Source organism: Streptomyces narbonensis (genome assembly GCF_014649015.1).
Lineage (GTDB): Bacteria > Actinomycetota > Actinomycetes > Streptomycetales > Streptomycetaceae > Streptomyces > Streptomyces narbonensis.
This window is the reverse complement of record NZ_BMSF01000019.1, coordinates 91,383-110,451: the sequence shown is the minus strand read 5'-3', so window position 1 is coordinate 110,451 and position 19,069 is coordinate 91,383. Positions and strand designations below refer to the sequence as shown.

Annotated in this window: 14 protein-coding genes; 2 read left to right on the top strand and 12 right to left on the bottom strand. The window is 72.3% G+C overall.

Annotation, left to right across the window (positions count from 1 at the left end; genetic code table 11):
• Window positions 1-114: 114 nt before the first annotated feature.
• Complete coding sequence (locus IE124_RS29225) at window positions 115-2,232, bottom strand: DNA gyrase/topoisomerase IV subunit B (protein WP_189512045.1); 2,118 nt, start codon at window positions 2,230-2,232, stop codon at window positions 115-117.
• Between the two features lie 433 nt (window positions 2,233-2,665).
• Between IE124_RS29225 and IE124_RS29220 the strand changes: the two genes are divergently transcribed.
• Window positions 2,666-2,896, top strand: a complete 231-nt coding sequence (locus IE124_RS29220) for a DUF7455 domain-containing protein (RefSeq protein ID WP_189512043.1) — start codon at window positions 2,666-2,668, stop codon at window positions 2,894-2,896.
• A 182-nt stretch (window positions 2,897-3,078) separates the two neighbouring features.
• Here IE124_RS29220 and IE124_RS29215 read toward each other — a convergent pair whose 3' ends face one another.
• The 8 genes from IE124_RS29215 to IE124_RS29180 form a co-directional block, all read right to left on the bottom strand.
• Window positions 3,079-3,897 (bottom strand): serine protease, encoded by an 819-nt coding sequence (locus IE124_RS29215; protein WP_189512041.1) that lies wholly within the window; start codon window positions 3,895-3,897, stop codon window positions 3,079-3,081.
• Window positions 3,898-4,040: 143 nt separating this feature from the next.
• Entirely contained in the window at window positions 4,041-5,588 is a 1,548-nt protein-coding gene (locus tag IE124_RS29210) for an RNA polymerase sigma factor (RefSeq protein WP_189512039.1), read from the bottom strand.
• 377 nt (window positions 5,589-5,965) lie between these two features.
• On the bottom strand, window positions 5,966-6,853 hold the full coding sequence (locus IE124_RS29205; protein WP_189512037.1) for a FadR/GntR family transcriptional regulator: 888 nt from the start codon (window positions 6,851-6,853) through the stop codon (window positions 5,966-5,968).
• A 160-nt stretch (window positions 6,854-7,013) separates the two neighbouring features.
• Window positions 7,014-8,819 carry an ABC transporter ATP-binding protein gene (locus IE124_RS29200; RefSeq protein ID WP_189512035.1) on the bottom strand — a complete coding sequence of 602 codons (1,806 nt, stop codon included), beginning with the start codon at window positions 8,817-8,819 and terminating at the stop codon, window positions 7,014-7,016.
• Between the two features lie 121 nt (window positions 8,820-8,940).
• Window positions 8,941-9,750, bottom strand: coding sequence for an NUDIX hydrolase (locus IE124_RS29195; protein WP_189512034.1), 810 nt, complete (start codon window positions 9,748-9,750; stop codon window positions 8,941-8,943).
• Window positions 9,751-9,859: 109 nt separating this feature from the next.
• Window positions 9,860-11,935, bottom strand: coding sequence for a glycogen debranching N-terminal domain-containing protein (locus IE124_RS29190; RefSeq protein ID WP_189512032.1), 2,076 nt, complete (start codon window positions 11,933-11,935; stop codon window positions 9,860-9,862).
• A gap of 115 nt (window positions 11,936-12,050) precedes the next feature.
• On the bottom strand, window positions 12,051-13,424 hold the full coding sequence (locus IE124_RS29185; protein ID WP_189512030.1) for a DUF4192 domain-containing protein: 1,374 nt from the start codon (window positions 13,422-13,424) through the stop codon (window positions 12,051-12,053).
• A 166-nt stretch (window positions 13,425-13,590) separates the two neighbouring features.
• A complete protein-coding gene (locus tag IE124_RS29180) occupies window positions 13,591-15,750 on the bottom strand; it encodes a RecQ family ATP-dependent DNA helicase (RefSeq protein WP_189512028.1) in 2,160 nt (719 codons plus the stop codon).
• Window positions 15,751-16,127: 377 nt separating this feature from the next.
• Here IE124_RS29180 and IE124_RS29175 point away from each other — a divergent pair, with 377 nt between their 5' ends.
• Window positions 16,128-16,757, top strand: a complete 630-nt coding sequence (locus IE124_RS29175; RefSeq protein ID WP_189512026.1) for a hypothetical protein — start codon at window positions 16,128-16,130, stop codon at window positions 16,755-16,757.
• Window positions 16,758-16,841: 84 nt separating this feature from the next.
• Here IE124_RS29175 and IE124_RS29170 read toward each other — a convergent pair whose 3' ends face one another.
• The 3 genes from IE124_RS29170 to IE124_RS29160 form a co-directional block, all read right to left on the bottom strand.
• A complete protein-coding gene (locus IE124_RS29170) occupies window positions 16,842-17,468 on the bottom strand; it encodes a hypothetical protein (RefSeq protein ID WP_189512024.1) in 627 nt (208 codons plus the stop codon).
• Between the two features lie 106 nt (window positions 17,469-17,574).
• Entirely contained in the window at window positions 17,575-18,285 is a 711-nt protein-coding gene (gene rnhB, locus IE124_RS29165; protein WP_189512022.1) for a ribonuclease HII, read from the bottom strand.
• A gap of 52 nt (window positions 18,286-18,337) precedes the next feature.
• On the bottom strand, window positions 18,338-18,964 hold the full coding sequence (locus IE124_RS29160) for a TetR/AcrR family transcriptional regulator (protein WP_189512020.1): 627 nt from the start codon (window positions 18,962-18,964) through the stop codon (window positions 18,338-18,340).
• Window positions 18,965-19,069 lie beyond the last annotated feature (105 nt).

The following is a 19,069-nucleotide window of genomic DNA, read 5'->3' as shown; positions in this document are numbered from 1 at the left end:
CCTCCCCCTCTTCACCCCATCAGGTGACAGTTCTCGTGGTTGGCCTGACCGGACCGTGCTGATATGCGTACCGCACGGCCCGGCCATTTTCGGTCACCCGGCAGGCCTCTGTTGTCAGGCGTCGATGCGCGAGCGGTCGAGGGTCGCCGCCGAGCTGGTGATGAACTCCTTGCGGGGCGCCACGTCGTTGCCCATGAGGAGGTCGAAGACCTGCTCCGCCGAGTCCAGGTCGCCGATGTTGATCCGGCGCAGGGTGCGGTGGCGCGGGTCCATCGTGGTCTCCGCGAGCTGGTCGGCGTCCATCTCGCCCAGACCCTTGTAGCGCTGGATGGAGTCCTTGTAGCGGACCCCCTTGCGCTGGAACTCGAGGATGGTCTGGCGCAGCTCGTTGTCCGAGTACGTGTAGACGTACTTGTCCTGGCCCTTCTTGGGCTGGACGAGCTCGATCCGGTGCAGCGGGGGCACGGCGGCGAAGACGCGTCCGGCCTCGACCATGGGCCGCATGTAGCGCTGGAAGAGCGTCAGCAGCAGGCAGCGGATGTGGGCGCCGTCGACGTCGGCGTCGACCAGCAGGACGATCTTTCCGTAGCGGGCGGCGTCGATGTCGAAGGTGCGGCCCGAGCCCGCTCCTATGACCTGGATGATCGCGCCGCACTCGGCGTTCTTGAGCATGTCCGAGACCGAGGACTTCTGGACGTTGAGGATCTTGCCCCGGATCGGCAGCAGCGCCTGGAACTCGCTGTTGCGTGCGAGCTTGGCCGTGCCGAGGGCGGAGTCGCCCTCGACGATGAAGAGCTCGCTGCGCTCGACGTCGTCGCTGCGGCAGTCCGCGAGCTTGGCCGGCAGCGAGGAGGACTCCAGCGCGGTCTTCCTGCGCTGCGCGTCCTTGTGCTGGCGGGCCGCGATCCGGGTCCTGGCGGCGGCGACGGCCTTGTCGAGGACCGCGCGGGCCTGCGCCTTGGCGTCCCGCTTGGTGGAGGTCAGGAAGGCCTTGAGCTCCTTGGCGACCACGGCGGCCACGATCCGGCGGGCGGCGGAGGTGCCCAGGACCTCCTTCGTCTGCCCCTCGAACTGCGGCTCGGCGAGGCGGACCGTCACGACGGCCGTGAGCCCCTCCAGGGCGTCGTCCTTGACGATGTCGTCCTCGGCGACGCGCAGCATCTTGGCCGAGCGGAGGACCTCGTTCACCGTCTTGGTGATGGCCTGCTCGAAGCCGGAGACGTGGGTGCCGCCCTTGGGGGTGGCGATGATGTTGACGAAGGACTTGACCGTGGTGTCGTAGCCGGTGCCCCAGCGGAGCGCGACGTCGACGGCGAGCTCACGGGTGACCTCGGTCGGGGTCATGTGCCCGCGCTCGTCGAGGACCGGGACGGTCTCCTTGAAGGTGCCCTGGCCGGTGAGGCGCTGGATGTCACAGACGGCCTTGTCCTGCGCGAGGTACTCGCAGAACTCGCTGATGCCTCCGTCGAAGCGGAAGGTCTCCTCGCTCTTGCCGATCCCGGCCAGGTCCCGCTCGTCGCGGACGACGATCGTGAGGCCGGGCACGAGGAAGGCGGTCTGCCGGGCGCGCTGGTGGAGCGTCTCCAGCGAGAGCTTGGCGTCCTTGAGGAAGATCTGCCGGTCCGCCCAGTAGCGGACGCGCGTGCCCGTACGCGTCTTGGGGACGCGCTTGCCCTTCCGCAGGCCGTTGCCGGGGTCGAAGGGGCTGTCGGGGCCCTGCTCCGTGAAGATGCCGGGCACGCCGCGGCGGAAGCTGATGGAGTGCGTGGAGCTGTTCCGGTCGACCTCGACGTCGAGGCGGGCGGACAGGGCGTTGACCACGGAGGCGCCGACGCCGTGCAGGCCGCCGGAGGCCGCGTAGGAGCCGCCGCCGAACTTTCCGCCGGCGTGCAGCTTGGTCATGACGACCTCGACGCCGGAGAGCCCGGTCTTCGGCTCGACGTCGACCGGGATGCCCCGGCCGTTGTCCCGGACCTCGACGGAGCCGTCGTCGTGGAGGATGACCTCGATGTGGTCGCAGTAGCCACCGAGGGCCTCGTCGACCGAGTTGTCGATGATCTCCCAGATGCAGTGCATCAGGCCGCGGCTGTCGGTGGACCCGATGTACATACCGGGGCGCTTGCGGACCGCTTCGAGCCCTTCGAGTACGAGCAGGTGCCGCGCGGTGTAGTTGGAAGCGTCACGGTCTGCGGTCAGCAGCGCACTGGACGGCACGGACGTTTCGGCGGTCACGCGGTTCGCTCCTCGCTGAATTTGAAAACTGGCCCGGTGGGGTAAGGCCCGGCGTCGTTCACCGGTCAGAGGGTACCGATGCCTGGTAGAGCCGTTGTCACGCCACCCTCCCCGGTTACTCATGCTAGTCCAGGGTCGTATGGATGTTCGATCCCTCGAAGGGGTGACGCGAACATCACGTTCCCTTCCAGGCATGAACCATTTAGGCTCCGGGCACGTCCTCATCAACAACCGGCAACCACGCCGGGAGGACGCACCGACACAAGCAACGCGAAATCCGTAGAGCGACGCAATACGGCTCATTCGCCGCCAACCGGCAGCAGACAGCCACCTTGGGAAAAAGTTTCGAGGAAAAGCCACGAGCGGGAACGTTTCCGGCCTGGTTGGATGTTGACCCTGGTACGACAGCTCGTCGAGCTAGAGAAGAGGCGACGTGACTACTGTTCTGACCCCCGCGAGCCCCCTGACGGCCGCTGACCGCTGCGACCGCTGCGGCGCCCAGGCATACCTGCGTGTCGTCCTGACCAGCGGAGGTGACTTGCTCTTCTGCGCCCACCACGGCCGCAAGTTCGAGCCGGAACTCAAGAAGATCGCCGCTGAGATACAGGATGAGACGGACCGGCTCACCGACGTGCCGGCACGCACGATGGGTGACGACCACTGACGCCTCGCGCATCCGACGAGCCCAGAGCCGGTCGCTGACCGGACGACGGGCGGCCACCCCCGCAGTCAAGGGGGGTGGCCGCCCGTTCTCGTAGCCGCTCGTCGCGCCCGAGACGCTCACAGCGGCCCCGGGACTCGAAGCGGCTCAGGCCGTTCCGCAGCCACGAGCACGGGTCTTCTCGGTCAGATCCGCTCCGGCAGCACCGACGAGACCCTCGTGTAGACACCCGGGTTCTCCGCCTGCCCGCAGCCGCTCCCCCACGACACCAGGCCGACGAGAAGCCCTTTGGCCACCAGCGGCCCGCCGCTGTCCCCCTGGCACGCGTCCCTGCCGCCCTGCGGGTCGCCCGCGCACAGCATCGTGTCGCTGCGGTAGCGGACACCGAAACCACCCGGGTACGCCCGCTCGCACGCCGCGTCCGGCAGCACCTGGATCCGCGCCGTCCGCAGCGTGGAGGCGTAGGTCCCGGTGCCGGTCGTGTCACCCCAGCCGTACACGTCCGCCTCCGTACCGGGCGTATGCGCCGGGTCCCCCGCGGGGGCGACACCGATCACGTACGACTGCGGCAGCGCGCTCGCCAGCGTCAGCACCGCGAGATCGCCCGAGTTCGTCGTCGGGTCGTAGTCGGGATCGACCCAGGTGTCCGAGATCCCGACCTCCTGCCCGCCCTGCCCGCGCAGCGCCGCACGGCCGGCGATGACCACGAAGTCGCGCACCTCCCAGGGCTCTCCGCCCAGGACCTCCCGGCCCAGGCAATGGGCCGCCGTGAGCACCTTGGTCGGCGCGACGACCACGCCCCCGCAGAACTGCCCCGCCCGGGTACCCCCGAACCGGTCACGACTGGACAGCGCCACGACCCACGGCGCGTCCGTGATCAGTGCCTGCCGGCCGCCCACGACGACGCTGTCGGCGGCTGCGGGAGTGGCGGTGGCGACCTGCCCCGCCGCGGCCGTGATCAGGCCCAGGGCACCCGTCAAGGCGCGGGTGAAGGGACCACGCATGGAGCCTCCTGACTCTCCGGTGATGTCGGTTCACCCAGCGTCCTGCACACACACGCCCCGCGCACACGCGCACACGCGAAAGACCCGGTTCCTCCCTCTCGGGGAACCGGGTCTTTCGTGTACCGCTCTGGGCCTCGGACGGATCAGTCGAGGTAGTCGCGCAGGACCTGCGAACGCGACGGGTGGCGCAGCTTCGACATCGTCTTCGACTCGATCTGACGGATCCGCTCACGCGTCACGCCGTAGACCTTGCCGATCTCGTCCAGCGTCTTCGGCTGGCCGTCGGTGAGGCCGAAGCGCATCGAGACGACGCCGGCCTCACGCTCGGAGAGCGTGTCGAGCACGGAGTGCAGCTGCTCCTGGAGGAGCGTGAAGCTCACCGCGTCGGCCGGCACGACTGCCTCGGAGTCCTCGATGAGGTCACCGAACTCGCTGTCTCCGTCCTCACCCAGCGGGGTGTGGAGGGAGATCGGCTCACGGCCGTACTTCTGGACCTCGATGACCTTCTCAGGGGTCATGTCGAGCTCCTTGGCCAGCTCCTCCGGGGTGGGCTCGCGGCCCAGGTCCTGGAGCATCTGACGCTGCACGCGCGCGAGCTTGTTGATGACCTCGACCATGTGCACCGGGATACGGATGGTGCGGGCCTGGTCGGCCATGGCGCGGGTGATCGCCTGACGGATCCACCAGGTGGCGTACGTGGAGAACTTGTAGCCCTTGGTGTAGTCGAACTTCTCGACCGCACGGATGAGGCCCAGGTTGCCCTCCTGGATCAGGTCCAGGAAGAGCATGCCGCGGCCGGTGTAGCGCTTGGCCAGGGAGACCACCAGACGGAGGTTGGCCTCCAGGAGGTGGTTCTTGGCGCGGCGGCCGTCCTCGGCGATGATCTCCAGCTCGCGCTTGAGCTTCGGAGCGAGCTTGTCCGAGTTCGCCAGCTTGTCCTCGGCGAACAGGCCGGCCTCGATGCGCTTGGCGAGCTCGACCTCCTGCTCGGCGTTGAGCAGCGGGACCTTGCCGATCTGCTTGAGGTAGTCCTTGACCGGGTCGGCGGTGGCACCGGCGACGGCGACCTGCTGCGCCGGAGCGTCGTCCTCGTCCTCGTCGGACAGGACGAAGCCCTTGCTCTCGCCCTCGGTCTCTTCCTCTTCGCCCTTGCCTGGCGCGACGTCCTCGAGGAGCTCTTCGCCCTCGGCGAGCTCGTCGGCGTCCTTCTTGGACGTGGTCTTCTTGGCCGCCGTCTTCTTGGCGACGGTCTTCTTGGCGACCGTCTTCTTGGCGACGGTCTTCTTGGCGGCCGCCTTCTTGGCAGGCGATCCGGCCTCGTCGGCCAGGTCGTCGCCCTCCGTCGCGGCAGCCGTCGCGGCCGTGACGGTGGTCTTCGTCACGGTCGTCCTGGCAGTGACGGTCTTGGTGGCGGTGCGCTTGGCCGGGCTCTTCGCAGCGACGCTCTTGCGGGCGCGCTTCGGCGACTCCGCTGCACTGACCATCAGCGTCACACCCTCTTCCTCGAGGATCTGATTGAGGCTGCGCAGAACATTCTTCCACTGGGTTGGCGGAATCTGGTCGGCTTCGAAGGCCCGACGCACGTCATCGCCGGCGATCTGCCCATCAGCCTTTCCCCGCTCGATGAGCGCCATCACAGACTCGGACTCGGCGATCTCCGGCGGGAGCGTACGGGATGTGCTGGCCGACACGAACAACCTCTCGGAACGATGGAAACGGCTTCCGGCCCGGCCCTGGGTAGGGCCTGAGCGGACGACCGTCGGCGGGAAATGTGCCGACGGCGCGGGTTGGGCCGGGGAACTGCACAGCGCCTGGGACGGCTGCTGTATTCCTTCCTCGGCTGTCACCTCTTAGGTCATCGCACGGCTCGGAGGAGTGTTACGCCCAATCTTCGTGGCCCGAGTCACACCTCATTCGCGGCGAAACGGCCGAAGCGGTAAATCATGGCACATTCGCACCGCCGGAACCCTGGCGCCATCCGGGGAGACCCGACCGGGCTCCCCGGACCGCGCTCGGACCCGGCGGCACGCGATGTACGCGCCTCCGCGCTCCCGGCCACGATCCGCGGTCAGTGTTCGCGGGGGGCGGGAACGACGCGCTCCACCTCGGGGTGGACGGTCAGCAGCTGGCGCATGGCCGCTTCGGCGCCCTGCGCGTCCCCCGCCGCCAGCGCGTCGACGATCCGGGCGTGGTGACCGAGGCACGCCTCGCTCGGGCGGTCGCAGCCCGTGACGGGACCGCCGGATACCTGGAGCGCGGCGCCGACGATGCCGGAGAGGTGCTCCAGCATGCGGTTCCCGGCGAGCTGGATGAGCAGGGAGTGGAACTCGCTGTCCGCGCGGGAGAAGGTGATCGCGTCGCCCTGGGCGTACGCGTGCCCCATGATCTCGACCATGTCGGCCAGGCGCTGCTGGACGTCCTCGCGGCCGTGTCCGGCGGCGAGACGGGCGGCCAGGGGCTCGATGGTCCAGCGCAGCTCGTTCAGCTCGCGGCGCTGGTCGTCGCGCTGCGGCCCGAAGGCGCGCCACTCGATGATGTCGGGGTCGAGGAGGTTCCAGTCGCTGACGGGCCGCACGCGCGTGCCGACGTTGGGACGGGCGCTGACGAGGCCCTTGGCCTCCAGCACGCGCAGCGACTCGCGCACGACGGTGCGTGAGACCTCGAAGCGCTGGCCGATCTCCTCGGGGACGAGGGGGCGGTCGGCGCCCAGGTCGCCGGAGACGATCATCTGACCGAGCTGCTGGACGAGCTGGCCGTGGAGCCCCCGGCCCCGGCTGCCGGTGCTGCGGCGGCCGACGCGGCCCAGGTCGGTGTCCACACCCTCCCAGGAGGGCGGGCCCACACGGCCGGCGCCGGGCGCCTCCGCGTAGGGGTAGCGGTCGAGATCGCCCGGGGCGCCGAGGCCGGACTCGACGGGGCGGGCGGCGGTCATCATGGTGTGCGCAAGGGTACTCACGCATCCTTTGTCGGCGTTGCTTCCGTGACCCTTGAGGTCTTTGGTGAAAAGCACACGAAAGGGTGATCGGCACCCCCTACACAATTGACGATTATTCGGACATAGAGGGCAATCTTTAAGGGAGTTGCCCGGAAAGCGGAATCTTTCGATCCGAGAGCGATCACCAACGGGCCCTCCGGCGAAGCCCGGTGAACACATAGGCACAGAGCAGGCCCGTCAACACCAGCGAGAGCGCCACCCCCGCGGGCTGTCCGACCACCCGCAGCGCCCCCGCCAACCACCGATCCATACCCGGGGACCACTGCGGACCGGCGATCTCACGCAACCGCGCCGGCAGTCCGGCGACCGAGCGCACCGACGGACCGGCGAGCACCACCTGCAGGAGCGGGACGAAGGCCACGGGCACGGCGAGGACCGCTGCCACACCGGCGGCGGCGGCCCGGAAGACCCCGGCGCCCAGCACCCCCGCCCAGGCGCACCCGACGAGCAGCCCCAGCCAACTCGCGCAGAGCGAAGGCCAGTTGGCTGGTACGGGAATCAACTCTGCGCCGTAGACGAGCCTGAGGGCCCCCAGGTCCGCCGCCGCGACGAGCACCCCGAGACCGAGGGCGACGGCCGCCGCCACGACGAGCTTGGCGAGCAGCAGGCCGAGCCGTCGGGGCACGGTGCCGCGGCCGGCGGTGAGCGCGGGGTAGCGGTACTCCTCGCCGAAGGAGAAGGCGCCGATCAGGCCCGCGCCGAGGGCGGCTGGCGGCAGCGGGGAGATCGTCGGCCAGCCGGCGAGGACGACGGGCAGCGCGACCGCCCCTCCGCGCGCGAGGAGCAGGGCGAGGGTCATGGAAACGAGCAGGACCACCGCCACGACGAGCGCCGTGCTCGGCACGCCGACGAGCCGGTGGAGTTCGTACCGCAGGGGGCGCGAGGGCGAGCGCGCAGGTTTCCGCGCACGGGCCCTCCCCTCGGCCGGTTCGCCGAGCGCGGTGTGGCCGGATGCCCGCTCCGCGTCCCGGGAGGGCGGGACCGACCCCCGGGAAGGGTCCTGCCCGGAGGCGTCACGCACGGACGCGCCGTCCTCCGGGGCTCGGGGCGCGGGGGCCGTGTCGCCGGTCTCGTCGGCGAGGCGGTGGACCACGACGCCGTGCCGGAACGCGGTGTCGCCGACGGCGGCGCAGTCGGTGCCGTAGACCGACAGCAGGTTGCCGTTCTCCGCCACCACCTCGACCGGCCGGCGGGCGGCCCTCGCCTCCTGGGTCACCGCTGCGGCCAGGCGCGCGACGTGCGGGGTGCGAACGGCGACGCGGGGTCGCAGCCGGGTGCGCGCGAACTCCGTACCTTCCTGGTCGGCGACGACCCGGCCGCGGTCGAGGGTGACGACCCTGTCGGCATTGCGGGCCGCGTCCTTGGGGTCCTGTGTCGTGTACAGCACGGTTCCCCCGCCGGCGGCGTGTGCGCGCAAGAGCTCGTATACCCATGCGCTCTCGGTGACGGAGAGACCGGCGCCCGGCTCGTCCAGCAGCAGGGCGTGCGGGGTGCCCAACAGCGCGCACGCCAGGCCGAGTCGACGCTCCGCCCCGAGGGGAAGGGTGCCGATTCGCCGGCGTTCGAGACCCGCGAGACCGACGGACCGCAGCACTTCACCGGCCCGCGCGCGGGGGGTTCCGGCGGCGGCGGCGAGCATCCGCAGCTGCCCGCGGAGCGTGCGGGAGGGGTGGCCGGGGACGTCGCCGAGGAGCACGCCGACCTCGCGCGCCGGATGGGCCACGCCGTGCAGCGGGCGGCCCCGGAAGTACGTGATCCCCCGGCCCGGCTCGAGGTCGAGCATGAGCCGGAGCGCGGTGGTCTTGCCGGAGCCCGGGGGGCCGAGGAGCGCGGTCACGGCCCCGGGCCGCGCCTCGAAGGTCAGATCGTCCACGGCGGGCGTGCGATCGCGGCGGGGAGTGCTGGTCAGTCCGATTGCCTGGAGCATCGCTTCTCTCGCGGTAGGTGACACCGCTCCGCGGCAGGGCGGCGCTATCGCAGCAAGATAACGCTACATTTCGGACTTTCGGCGCAGGGTTGGCGCCGTGGATGCCGGGCTGCCGGGCCGGTCAGACCTCGGGGCGCAGCATCGGCGGGTTGAGAAGGGTGGCTCCACCTGCTCTGAAGAGCTGGGCGGGACGGCCTCCCTGACGGGTCGTGGTGCCGCCGGCCGGGACCAGGAAGCCGGGCGTGCCGGTCACCTTGCGATGAAAGTTGCGCGGGTCGAGGGCTACGCCCCAGACGGCTTCGTAGACGCGCCGCAGCTCTCCGACCGTGAACTCCGGCGGGCAGAAGGCGGTGGCAAGGGAGGAGTACTCGATCTTGGAGCGGGCCCGCTCCACTCCGTCGGCGAGGATCTGGGCGTGGTCGAAGGCGAGCGGCTCGGCTCCCCCGCCCAGCCCTCCCTCACGGTCGCTTCCCTCACCCATGGCCTCCTCGTCACCGACGGGTCCGTCCTCGCCGAGCAGCTCCCCGACCGTGGCCCACCGGGCGCTGTTCGCGTCGCCGCCTGCCCGTGGCGCGGGCAGGTCCGGGGCAAGCGCCAGGTGCGCGACGCTGACCACCCGCATGCGCGGATCGCGGTCGGGAGCCCCGTAGGTGGCCAGCTGTTCCAGGTGCGCCCCGTTGCCCGGTACGGGCGGCGGATCGCCCGGGTCGTGGGCGCGGAGTCCGGTCTCCTCGACCAGCTCGCGGGCGGCCGCGGCGCCGAGGTCCTCGCCCTCGCGGACGAAGCCGCCGGGGAGTGCCCACCGTCCCTGGAACGGCGCTTCCCCTCTCTTCACGATCAAGGTGCAGAGCGCATGGCGCCGCACGGTGAGCACGACCAGATCGACGGTGACAGCGAAAGGCGGATAGGCCGACGGGTCGTAGGGAGACATGCCGCGATCATAGTCGTCTCCCTGACGATAAACACGCCCCGCGGAAGGATCGGCGACGACTTCTTCGCCGCTCCGCGAAGCTTCCGTCGTGTCTGCGCCCGGCATCCCGTCACACCCCCAGTTGAAGGCCCTCTGCGGCCTCCTCGACCATACCGAGACCGAGCCTGCCGACCCGCACGCCGAAGGGCTCGCCGGCCACCACGAGTCCCGACAGCCGGATCGCTCCGAGCGGTGCCGAGGGCATGGGGTGAACCGAGACGGAGCGCCCCGGCACGTCGGGGCGGATCCCGGCAAGGGCGAGGAGCGCCTGGACCGCTCCGGCCGCGGCGACGGCCGCCGGTCTGCACGCGGCCGGGTGCGGCACCGGACGCGCTCCTGTCGTCCGCTGCTCCCCGGCGTACATCTCGGGGAGCCGGTACCCGAAGGCCGCCGCGGCGTCGAGCAGGCCGCGCAGCAGGGAGGCGGCCTCCCTCTCGTGGCCGGCGGCGGCCAGACCGGCCACGGCGACCGCCGTCTCGTGCACCCGGACCGCGCCGGCCCGGTGCCCGAAGGGGTTGTGGCCGGGCTCCTTGGTTCCCAGTCCGCGCAGCCCCCAGCCGGAGTCGAGGGCGGGGGTGGCGAGCAGTCTGGCCAGCTGCTCGGTCTCCGCCCTGTCCAGCAGGCCCTGGGCGCACCGGCCACCGCCCAACAGCCCGGTGTCGAGCAGATGCGCCGCCCAGCCACCCAGTGGGGACCAGATCCGGCCGTCCGGAGCGCGGGCGACGGCGGGCCGGCCCCCTGCCCGGTCGTCGAGCCAGAAGTCGCGCCGGAACCGCTCACGCAGTGCTCGCGCGGCGTCGCGCAGGGCGTCCCCTCCAGGCCGCCCGCAGGCGTCGAGCAGGTCGGCGCCGAGCAGGGCCGCCCGGTGCGCGTGGGCCTGGGTCTCGGCCCGCCAGGGCCCGGCGGGCCCCGGGTCGGGCACGAAGCCGCTGGGGGCGGCCGTGCGGCGCAGCCAGCCGAGGCATCGCTCGGCCACGGGAAGCAGCTCCTCCAGGTCGGCCGCGGGCAGCCCCCAGCGGCGGGCCTCCGCGAGTACGACCGGAAAGGCGAGCGTGGCCTCGACGCCGGTGCAGCGGGGCGGGAGGTGCGGGCCCGCGTCCCGGAGGGGGCCGGGGAGGCGTCCGGAGTCCGGTCCGGTGCCCTGGAGCTGGGTGCGGCCCAGTGCCCGGAGCGTGGTCGCGGCCAGCCGGGTGCCGAGGGGGAGGGCCATGCGGGCCGCCCAGAGGGCCTCGGCGGTGACCGGTCCGCAGCGCCAGGGGACGCCGGCCGCGAGATGGACGTCTGCGGGGTGGACGGGGTCCCGCTGAAGGAGCGCCCGCAGGTCCTCGACAGAGGCACTGAGCAGCTCTCCCGGGCGCGGGTCGTCGCCCTCTGCCCGTGCCTCGGCAAGGAGGTGGCCGCCGGGTCGTCCTGCGCCGCCTCCCGAGGGGGCGCCGGAGCCGGCCGCCCGGTCGCCGCGTACCTGCAGTCGGATCGTGAACGGCGCGCCGGGCGCCAGCTCGGCCTCCCATCGGAGCACACCGGCCGCCGCCAGGGAGTCCGTGGGCGGCGGGTCCGCGGTGACGGCGACGGACCGGCCGTCGCCCGCGGTCCAGCGCAGTCCGGTGCCGTGGACGCTCGGAACGAGTTCGGGTCCCGTCCGGCCGGACGCCACCGCGCCCAGGTCCGCGAGGTCCGTGCCCAGAGCGATCTCCACGGGGAAGCGGAGGGTGCGGGCGGTCGCGTTGCGCAGGGTGATGCGCTCGCTTCCGTCGGCTCCTCGCGAGCGCTCGACGGCGAGCCCGGGATCGGGTCCCGCGTCCCCGGGGACGCGCAGGACCCCGAGGAAGACGGCCCGGTCGGCGGCCGCCATCCGGCCCTGGAGCGCGAGGGGTTCGCGCCCCGCCACCCGCAGGACGCACCGGGACAGGAGGCGTCGTCCCGCCGCGTACACGCCCTCGGGTCCGTCTCCCGTGAGCTGGCCGTGCTCGGCGCAGACGGCGAGGGCGGGCAGGGCCACACAGAGGAGGGCAGCGTGCACCGAGGGCAGTTCGCCCGGCCGCACCGCCCGTGGGGGCGTGGCACCCGCGGCGGACGGGTGTCCGTGCGGGGACCCCATGGGGTGTCCTGCGGGGCGTCCGGGGGCCGGGACGGGGCTGAGGGCCATGGCGGGTGTGGGGTGCTCTCTGTACGGTCCGGGCGGCCGGCACGGTGTCGGCGGGACGGTGCGTCCGACTCCGCCAGAGAGCTGAACGCGCGCGCGGGCGGCCGGGTCACGGTCGTCATCGGCCGCTCCTGCTGCCGCGCTGCCCGCCGGGGCGCGGGGCAGCGCTCCTCGGCCTGCCGGTGGCCGGGCCGCTCGGCCGGACGCCGGCCGGTGCCCTGCGCTCCCCGCCGGTCTGCCGTCCGGGCTTCCTGAGGCTGAGCCGCGCGGGTTGGGGGCGGGCGGGGGTCCGGGTCGCGGCACGCCGCCCGGAGGCGGGAGGGGCCTGCTCCGCCGTGGCTCGGGAGTCCCTCTCGCTCCTCAGGCAGGAGCGCAGCGACTCGGGGTCCAGTCCTTCGTTGCAGGCCTGGTGCAGCAGTCGGGCGAAGACGTACTCGGGGTCGGCGTCGAGGGCCAGGCCCAGGGCGACCCGGGCGGTCGGCTCGTCGCCCGTGGACCAGGCCGTCCAGCCCGCCAGGGTGAGCGGCGCGGCGGCGTGCTCCTGGTACGGGGTGACGCAGCGGCGGGCCAGGACCCGCCAGAGCCGCAGGGCGGCGGTGCCCTCCCAGCCCTCCATCCATTCGGCGGCGCGGTCCCGGGTGGCCCGGTCCTGGAGCCCGAGGATGACCGCGGCGGCCTCCTCCGTACCGATCAGGGCGTCGTCGGCCGCGTCGGCCGCCGCCACCCCGCCGGAAGGCCGTGTGCGGGCCTCCGGGCCGGCGAAGCGGCGCATGATCTCGCGGGCGGTGCGCAGCGTCGTCTCGCGCACCTCTTCCCGTCCCTGACCGGGCGGGCCTTCGAGGATCCGGGGCACGATCGAGGCGGCGGCCGCGTCGAGGGCGGCGCGCTGCGGCTCGTCCACGGGTGCGCCCTGGGGTTTGAGCCGGGCCTCCATGTCACGCAGCGAGCCTCGTACCTGGATTCCTGCGTACGCGGCGGTCGCCGCTGCCACCGAGGTGCCGACGAGCCCCATGGGCGTCCCGCCCGGCGGGCAGCACCGGTCGTCGGGGCAGCAGTAGGAGAAGTACAACCCGTCGGAGATGCAGAGGACTTCGTAGACGGGGATGTCGAGGGCGCCGCAGGCGGTTCGCAGCCGCTGCGCGAAGGGGCGCAGTCGCTCCACGACCCTGCCGCCGGTCTCGCCGGGCTCCGGGTCCTGGCACAGGAAGACGACGATCCCGTCCGGCCGGTCGCCGTTCCGCTCGCTGCTCTCGACGAGGCACTCGGCGAGGTGGTCCGCCGTGGACGCCCATTCGCGGGGTGAGCGCGGGATGCCGAGCCTGACCCGGCCGCCGAAGCGGCCGTGCTCGCCGTGGAGGCCGACCAGGACGACGGAGTCGGTGGGGTGGAAGCCCAGCATGTAGGGCAGGGCGTCGGCCAGTTCCGCAGGGCCGCGCAGAGTGATCCGCCGGCCACGGGACGATCCGCTGGTTTCGTGGTGATTCGCGTTCATGGTCACGACGGTCTCGTGATCTACCGAATCGCGAAACCCCTGTGGATAACTCCCCGAACGCGGAACCGTCGGCCCCGCGGAGTTGTCCACAGGGCCGACAGCGGAGGGGCTCCGAATCCCTTACGCTCGCGACTGTCTGACGGTGTGTGAGACGGTGCGTCCGGGGTCAGCCGGCGGCGGCGAGGACCAGCGGGAGGACCTGTTCGGCACCGGCCTGGCGGAGCAGGCGGGCGGCGACCGCGAGGGTCCAGCCGGAGTCGGTGCAGTCGTCCACGAGCAGGACGGGCCCGGGAGTTCCGGCCAGCGCGACCGCCAGGTCATCTGGGACGGTCAGAGCGCCGGAGAGGGCCCTGAGGCGCTGGGCGGAGTTGCTGCGGCGTGCCGCGTGGGCGCCGTCCGGCCCGGTGTAGCCCAGGGTGCCCAGGAACGGAAGGCGTCCGATGGTGGCGATCCCCTGGGCGAGGGAGCCGACCAGCTGTGGCCGGGTCTGGGACGGCAGGGCGACGACGCCCACCGGCCGGGCAGACGCGTCCGGCACGTTCGGCGCCCAGCCGCCCGGGGAGCGCGCCCAGTCGGCGAGGACGGCCACCGCGGCCTTCAGGACGTCGTCGGGGACCGGGCCGTCGGGAGCGCTGTCGGCGAGCAGGGGGCGCAGTCGGTTGCCCCAGCCGATGTCCGAGAGCCGCCCCAGGGCGCGGCCGGTGGAGCACTGCTCTCCGGCGGGGATGCGCCCCTTGAGGTTGACGCCCAGTGCGGGCATCCCCGTCGGCCACATCCGGCGCGGCTCGACCTCCACGCCCGGACGGTCGAGTTCCTTCGTGGCTCCGGTCAGGGTCTCCGAGGAGACGGAGGAATCCGCCCAGGGCCCCGCGCAGTTGTCGCAGCGGCCGCACGGCACCGCCCCTTCGTCGTCGAGCTGCCGGCGCAGGAACTCCATCCGGCACCCGGAGGTGCTCACGTAGTCGCGCATGGCCTGCTGTTCGGCCGCACGCTGCCGCGCCACCCACGCGTACCGCTCGGCGTCGTACGTCCACTGCTGTCCGGTGGAGGTCCAGCCGCCCTTCACCCGCTTGACGGCCCCGTCCACGTCGAGGACCTTCAGCATGGTCTCCAGCCGGGTGCGGCGAAGATCCACCGCCGCCTCCAGAGCCGGGACGGACAGCGGCCGTCCCGCGTCGGCGAGGGCCGTGAGCGTCTGCCGGACCAGGGCCTCGGGGGGGAAGGCGGTATCGGCGAAGTAGCGCCAGATCGCCTCGTCCTCCTTGCCCGGCAGCAGGAGGACGTCGGCGTGCTCGACACCACGTCCCGCACGGCCGACCTGCTGGTAGTAGGCGATGGGGGACGACGGCGACCCCAGGTGCACCACGAAGCCGAGGTCGGGCTTGTCGAAGCCCATGCCGAGCGCCGAGGTCGCGACCAGGGCCTTGACGCGGTTCTCCTGAAGGTCGACCTCGGCCTGCAGCCGGTCGGCGTTCTCCGTACGCCCCGTGTAGGAGGCCACCGTGAAGCCGCGCTGCCGCAGGAAGGCGGTCGCCTCCTCGGCGGCGGCCACGGTGAGGGCGTAGATGATCCCCGACCCCTGCAGTTCGTCCAGGTGCTCGGCGAGCCAGGCCAGTCGGTGCGCGGCGTCCGGGAGCCCGACCACGCCCAGGCGCAGGCTCTCCCGCTCCAGCGGGCCGCGCAGCACGAGGGCCTCACCGGCCCCGGTGCCCAGCTGCTCGGCCACGTCCGCGGTCACGCGCGCGTTGGCCGTCGCGGTGGTGGCCAGTACCGGCACGCCGGGGGCGAGCTCGGCGAGCATCGCCCGCAGCCTGCGGTAGTCGGGCCGGAAGTCGTGGCCCCAGTCCGAGATGCAGTGCGCCTCGTCGACCACGAGGAGACCGGTCGTCGCCGCCAGTTTGGGGAGCACCTGCTCCCGGAAGTCGACGGAGTTGAGACGCTCCGGGCTGACGAGGAGGACGTCGGTCTCGCCGCGCTCGACCTCGTCGTAGATGGTGTTCCACTCCTCCGGGTTGGCCGAGTTGATCGTGCGTGCCTGGATGCCCGCCCGCGCGGCCGACTCGACCTGGTTGCGCATCAGGGCGAGCAGCGGCGAGATGATCACCGTGGGGCCGGCGCCGCGCCGCCGCAGGAGTGCCGTGGCGACGAAGTACACGGCCGACTTGCCCCAGCCGGTCCGCTGCACCACCAGGGCCCGGCGGCGATCCTCCACCAGGGCCGCCACCGCCTGCCACTGGTCTTCCCGCAGCCGCGCCGAGCCTCCCGGCGCACCGACGAGCTCAGCGAGGATGGCATCGGCTTCGGCACGGAGCTCCTGGTTGTCCATGACCCCATGCAACCCGATGCCACGGACAATCGCCCAACTCACTCAGCGTGACCCCCCGCTCGCCGACCGCTCGACCACCGCCCGAGCGGTCGGGGACAGCCTGAGGGCGGAACGAATGTTTCCGCTGAGGCACGCGCCCTCGGGGTGAAACAGGAGGGGGAACGGGGAGTGAACAATGGGCAACTGGGCAGGGATATGAAAGGCATACCGCCGCAATCCCGTCAGTGACCTCAATTGCTCATTGCCGCTCGCGCACGGGCCACGCAAGAATTGGGAAACCGCCCCGCACGGCCCGTCAGCGGCCTTGAAGGACCGTGCCGTGGTGCGCCCTCACCCGACTTTGCCCGCCGCGCGGGCGCGTATCCGAAGGGAGGACTGTGACCCTCGGATTCGCTCCGTCCACTGCCGCCTCGACCACCTCGTCGTCCGGGTCCGCCAGCCGCCTCTCCCGGACGCTCGAACCGGCCGAGTGGGCCGCGGCGGGGATTCCCCTGCTCGGCAATCCGCGTGAGGTCGTCAGCGGCCTGCACTCACGCCACACCCCCACGCCCTCGACGGCGATCGTGGCGGTCCTGGACCACGAGGAGCGACTCACCGCCAGCGCCTCGTTCGTCCGACGCGCCATGCCCGCGGACGGCTGGGAGTTCCGCAACGCGCTCCTGGCGCATCTGCGACGCGTCATTCCGCACGACCTCCGGCGCCGCACCCCCGTGCGGACCGCGGTCCTGCTGTACTGCCGCGAGGGCGACGAGCGCTGGACGGAGGAGGACGGGGCCTGGATGTGGGGGCTCCGGGACGCCTGCACGCTGCACGGACTCCGCTGCGGCGCGTACATCACACTGACGCACGCGGGTTGGCAGGTGCTCGGAGAGGGCCGGGGAGGCCGTCGGCCGAGCTCCGACTCGCACCCGGTCCCGATCGGGAGCGAGACGGCCGAACTGAGCCACCTCACGCCGAGAACGGCGAGCGGCGCGGCCGAGCCGCTGCGCCGGGCCGCTGCCCGCTGACGGTCCATCTCTCCCGCCGGACCGGAGACCGGTTCGGCGGGAGGAGGAGCCCAGGGCGGCATGCGGCCGGCCGGACCGGACCGGTCAGACCCCGGCGCCGACGAGCGCCGCGACCCGGTCGGGCTCGCCGCAGACGATCAGCAGCACGCCGGCACGGGCCATCGCCGAAGGCAGGGCCCGGGCAGCGGTCTCGTCGTCGCCGCCGTTGACGGCGACGATCACCACGGGCCGGGCGGCGGCCCGCTCGACGGCGGTCGCGTCCGCGAAGAACACGTCGTCGCCGGTGTCCTGCTGGGCCCAGTAGGCGGCCTCGCCGAAGGACAGCTCGTGAGCCGTCCACGGGTGCTGGTCGCCGGTGGTCAGGACCAGGACCTCGCCGGGCGCCCGGCCGCTCTCCAGGAGCAGGTCCAGGGCCTCCTCGGCGGCGTCCAGCGCACCGTCGGCCGGAGCCGGGATGACCTGGAGCTGCGGAGTGGACCGCTGGTCGGAACGATTCTCCGGGCCGGTGGCCGGGGACTGCCCGACACCGGGGCGGGGGGCCGGCTGCGCCGGCCTCGCCGGGCCGGGGACCGGACGTCCGGGTCGCGGAGAGGCCGCGGAACGCGGACCGGGTACGGGACGAGGGGTCGACGCGGGACGGCCGGCGGCCGCGGTGGCGCGGGGACCCTGGGCGCTCTCGTGAATCTGAGGCTCCTCGGGGGTGAGAGGCATGGGTGGATGTCTATCAAACGCCGCTGCGCGGGGCACCGGCGGGTGGGCGCACAGGTGCGCCCCGGCTGCTCGGGCGGCCCCGGAGAAGGGCTCGGCAGCCGGAAGTTCAGAATTCGAAGCCGAGTTGGCCCCCGCTTTCCAGCGCGGCCGCCTCCGCGGAGAGGCGGACCTTTTTGAGGTGGCGCCACCGGGGCAACGCGTCCAGGTACGACCAGGAGAGACGGTGGTACGGGGTGGGCCCCAGCTCCTCCAGCGCGGCCTTGTGGACCGGCGAAGGGTAGCCCGCGTTCGCCGCGAAGCCGAAGGCGACACAGTCCCCCGCGCCGGTCTCCAGCTCCGCCATGACGGTGTCCCGACGGACCTTGGCGATGACGGAGGCGGCGGCCACGGCGACACAGGACTGGTCGCCCTTGATGACCGTACGGACCTGCCAGGGGCTGCCGAGGTAGTCGTGCTTGCCGTCGAGTATCACGGCGTCCGGCCGGACGGGGAGCCCTTCGAGAGCCCGGACCGCGGCGAGCCGGAGGGCCGCGGTCATCCCGAGTTCGTCGATCTCCTGCGGGGAGGCGTCACCGAGCGCGTACGCCGTGACCCACTGCTCCAGCTCCGCGGCGAGCGCGGTGCGGCGCTTGGGGGTGAGCAGCTTGGAGTCGGTGAGTCCGGTGGGCGGGCGGCGCAGTCCTGTGACGGCCGCGCACACGGTGACGGGACCGGCCCACGCCCCGCGCCCGACCTCGTCGACTCCGGCGACGATCCTGGCGCCGGTGGTCGCTCGGAGCGATCGCTCGACAGTGTGGGTGGGAGGTTCGTACGGCATGGCGCCAGCCAGGTTACGCCGCCCGGTGCCGCCCGCGATACCCGGATTCCCCTCAGGCGGCCCCGGTCCGGAGCAGAGGCACCATGACCCGGTCGATCATGTCGGCGATCTCACGGTCGGACCATTCGCTCCCGCACACCTTGGAGCGGTACATCATCAGGGCGGGGACCACGTCGAGCACGAGGTCGCCGATCGCGTCGGCCCGCACGTCACCGCGCTGGATTCCGCGCAGCAGAACGTCCTTGAAGAGTCGGGTGGAGGGCCCGGTCACCCCCGTGACGATCAGTTCATGGAACCTCTGAGCGGACTCCGCGTCGCATTCGTGAAGGACCGCGCGCAGGGCGTTGCCCGGCTTGGAGAACATCACGTCGCGGACCCGGAGACACAGCGCGTACAGGTCCTCACGGACGCTCCCGCGGTCCGGCGCCTCGTCGAGCCTCGGCAGCCCCGCCTGGAGGGCGTCCGCGACGAGGTCTTCCTTCGACGGCCAGCGCCGGTACACCGCGGCTTTGCCCGTCTGAGCGCCGACCGCGACACCCTCCATCGTGAGGCCGTTCCAGCCGACGCTGCCCAGCTGTTCGAGCGTGGCCTCCAGAATGGCCCGTTCCAGTACGGCGCCGCGGCGTCGCGGAGACACCCCCTCCGGCCGGGCGGCGGCCGTGGAGCGCGAAGTAACCATCAGGATCTCTCCGTTGAGCAAGTCGATCGGGGCACCGGCAGCGCTCAGTGAACGGTTGCGTTCACTGAGGGGGACTCACTACCGTGGAAAACAGTGAACGAGTGC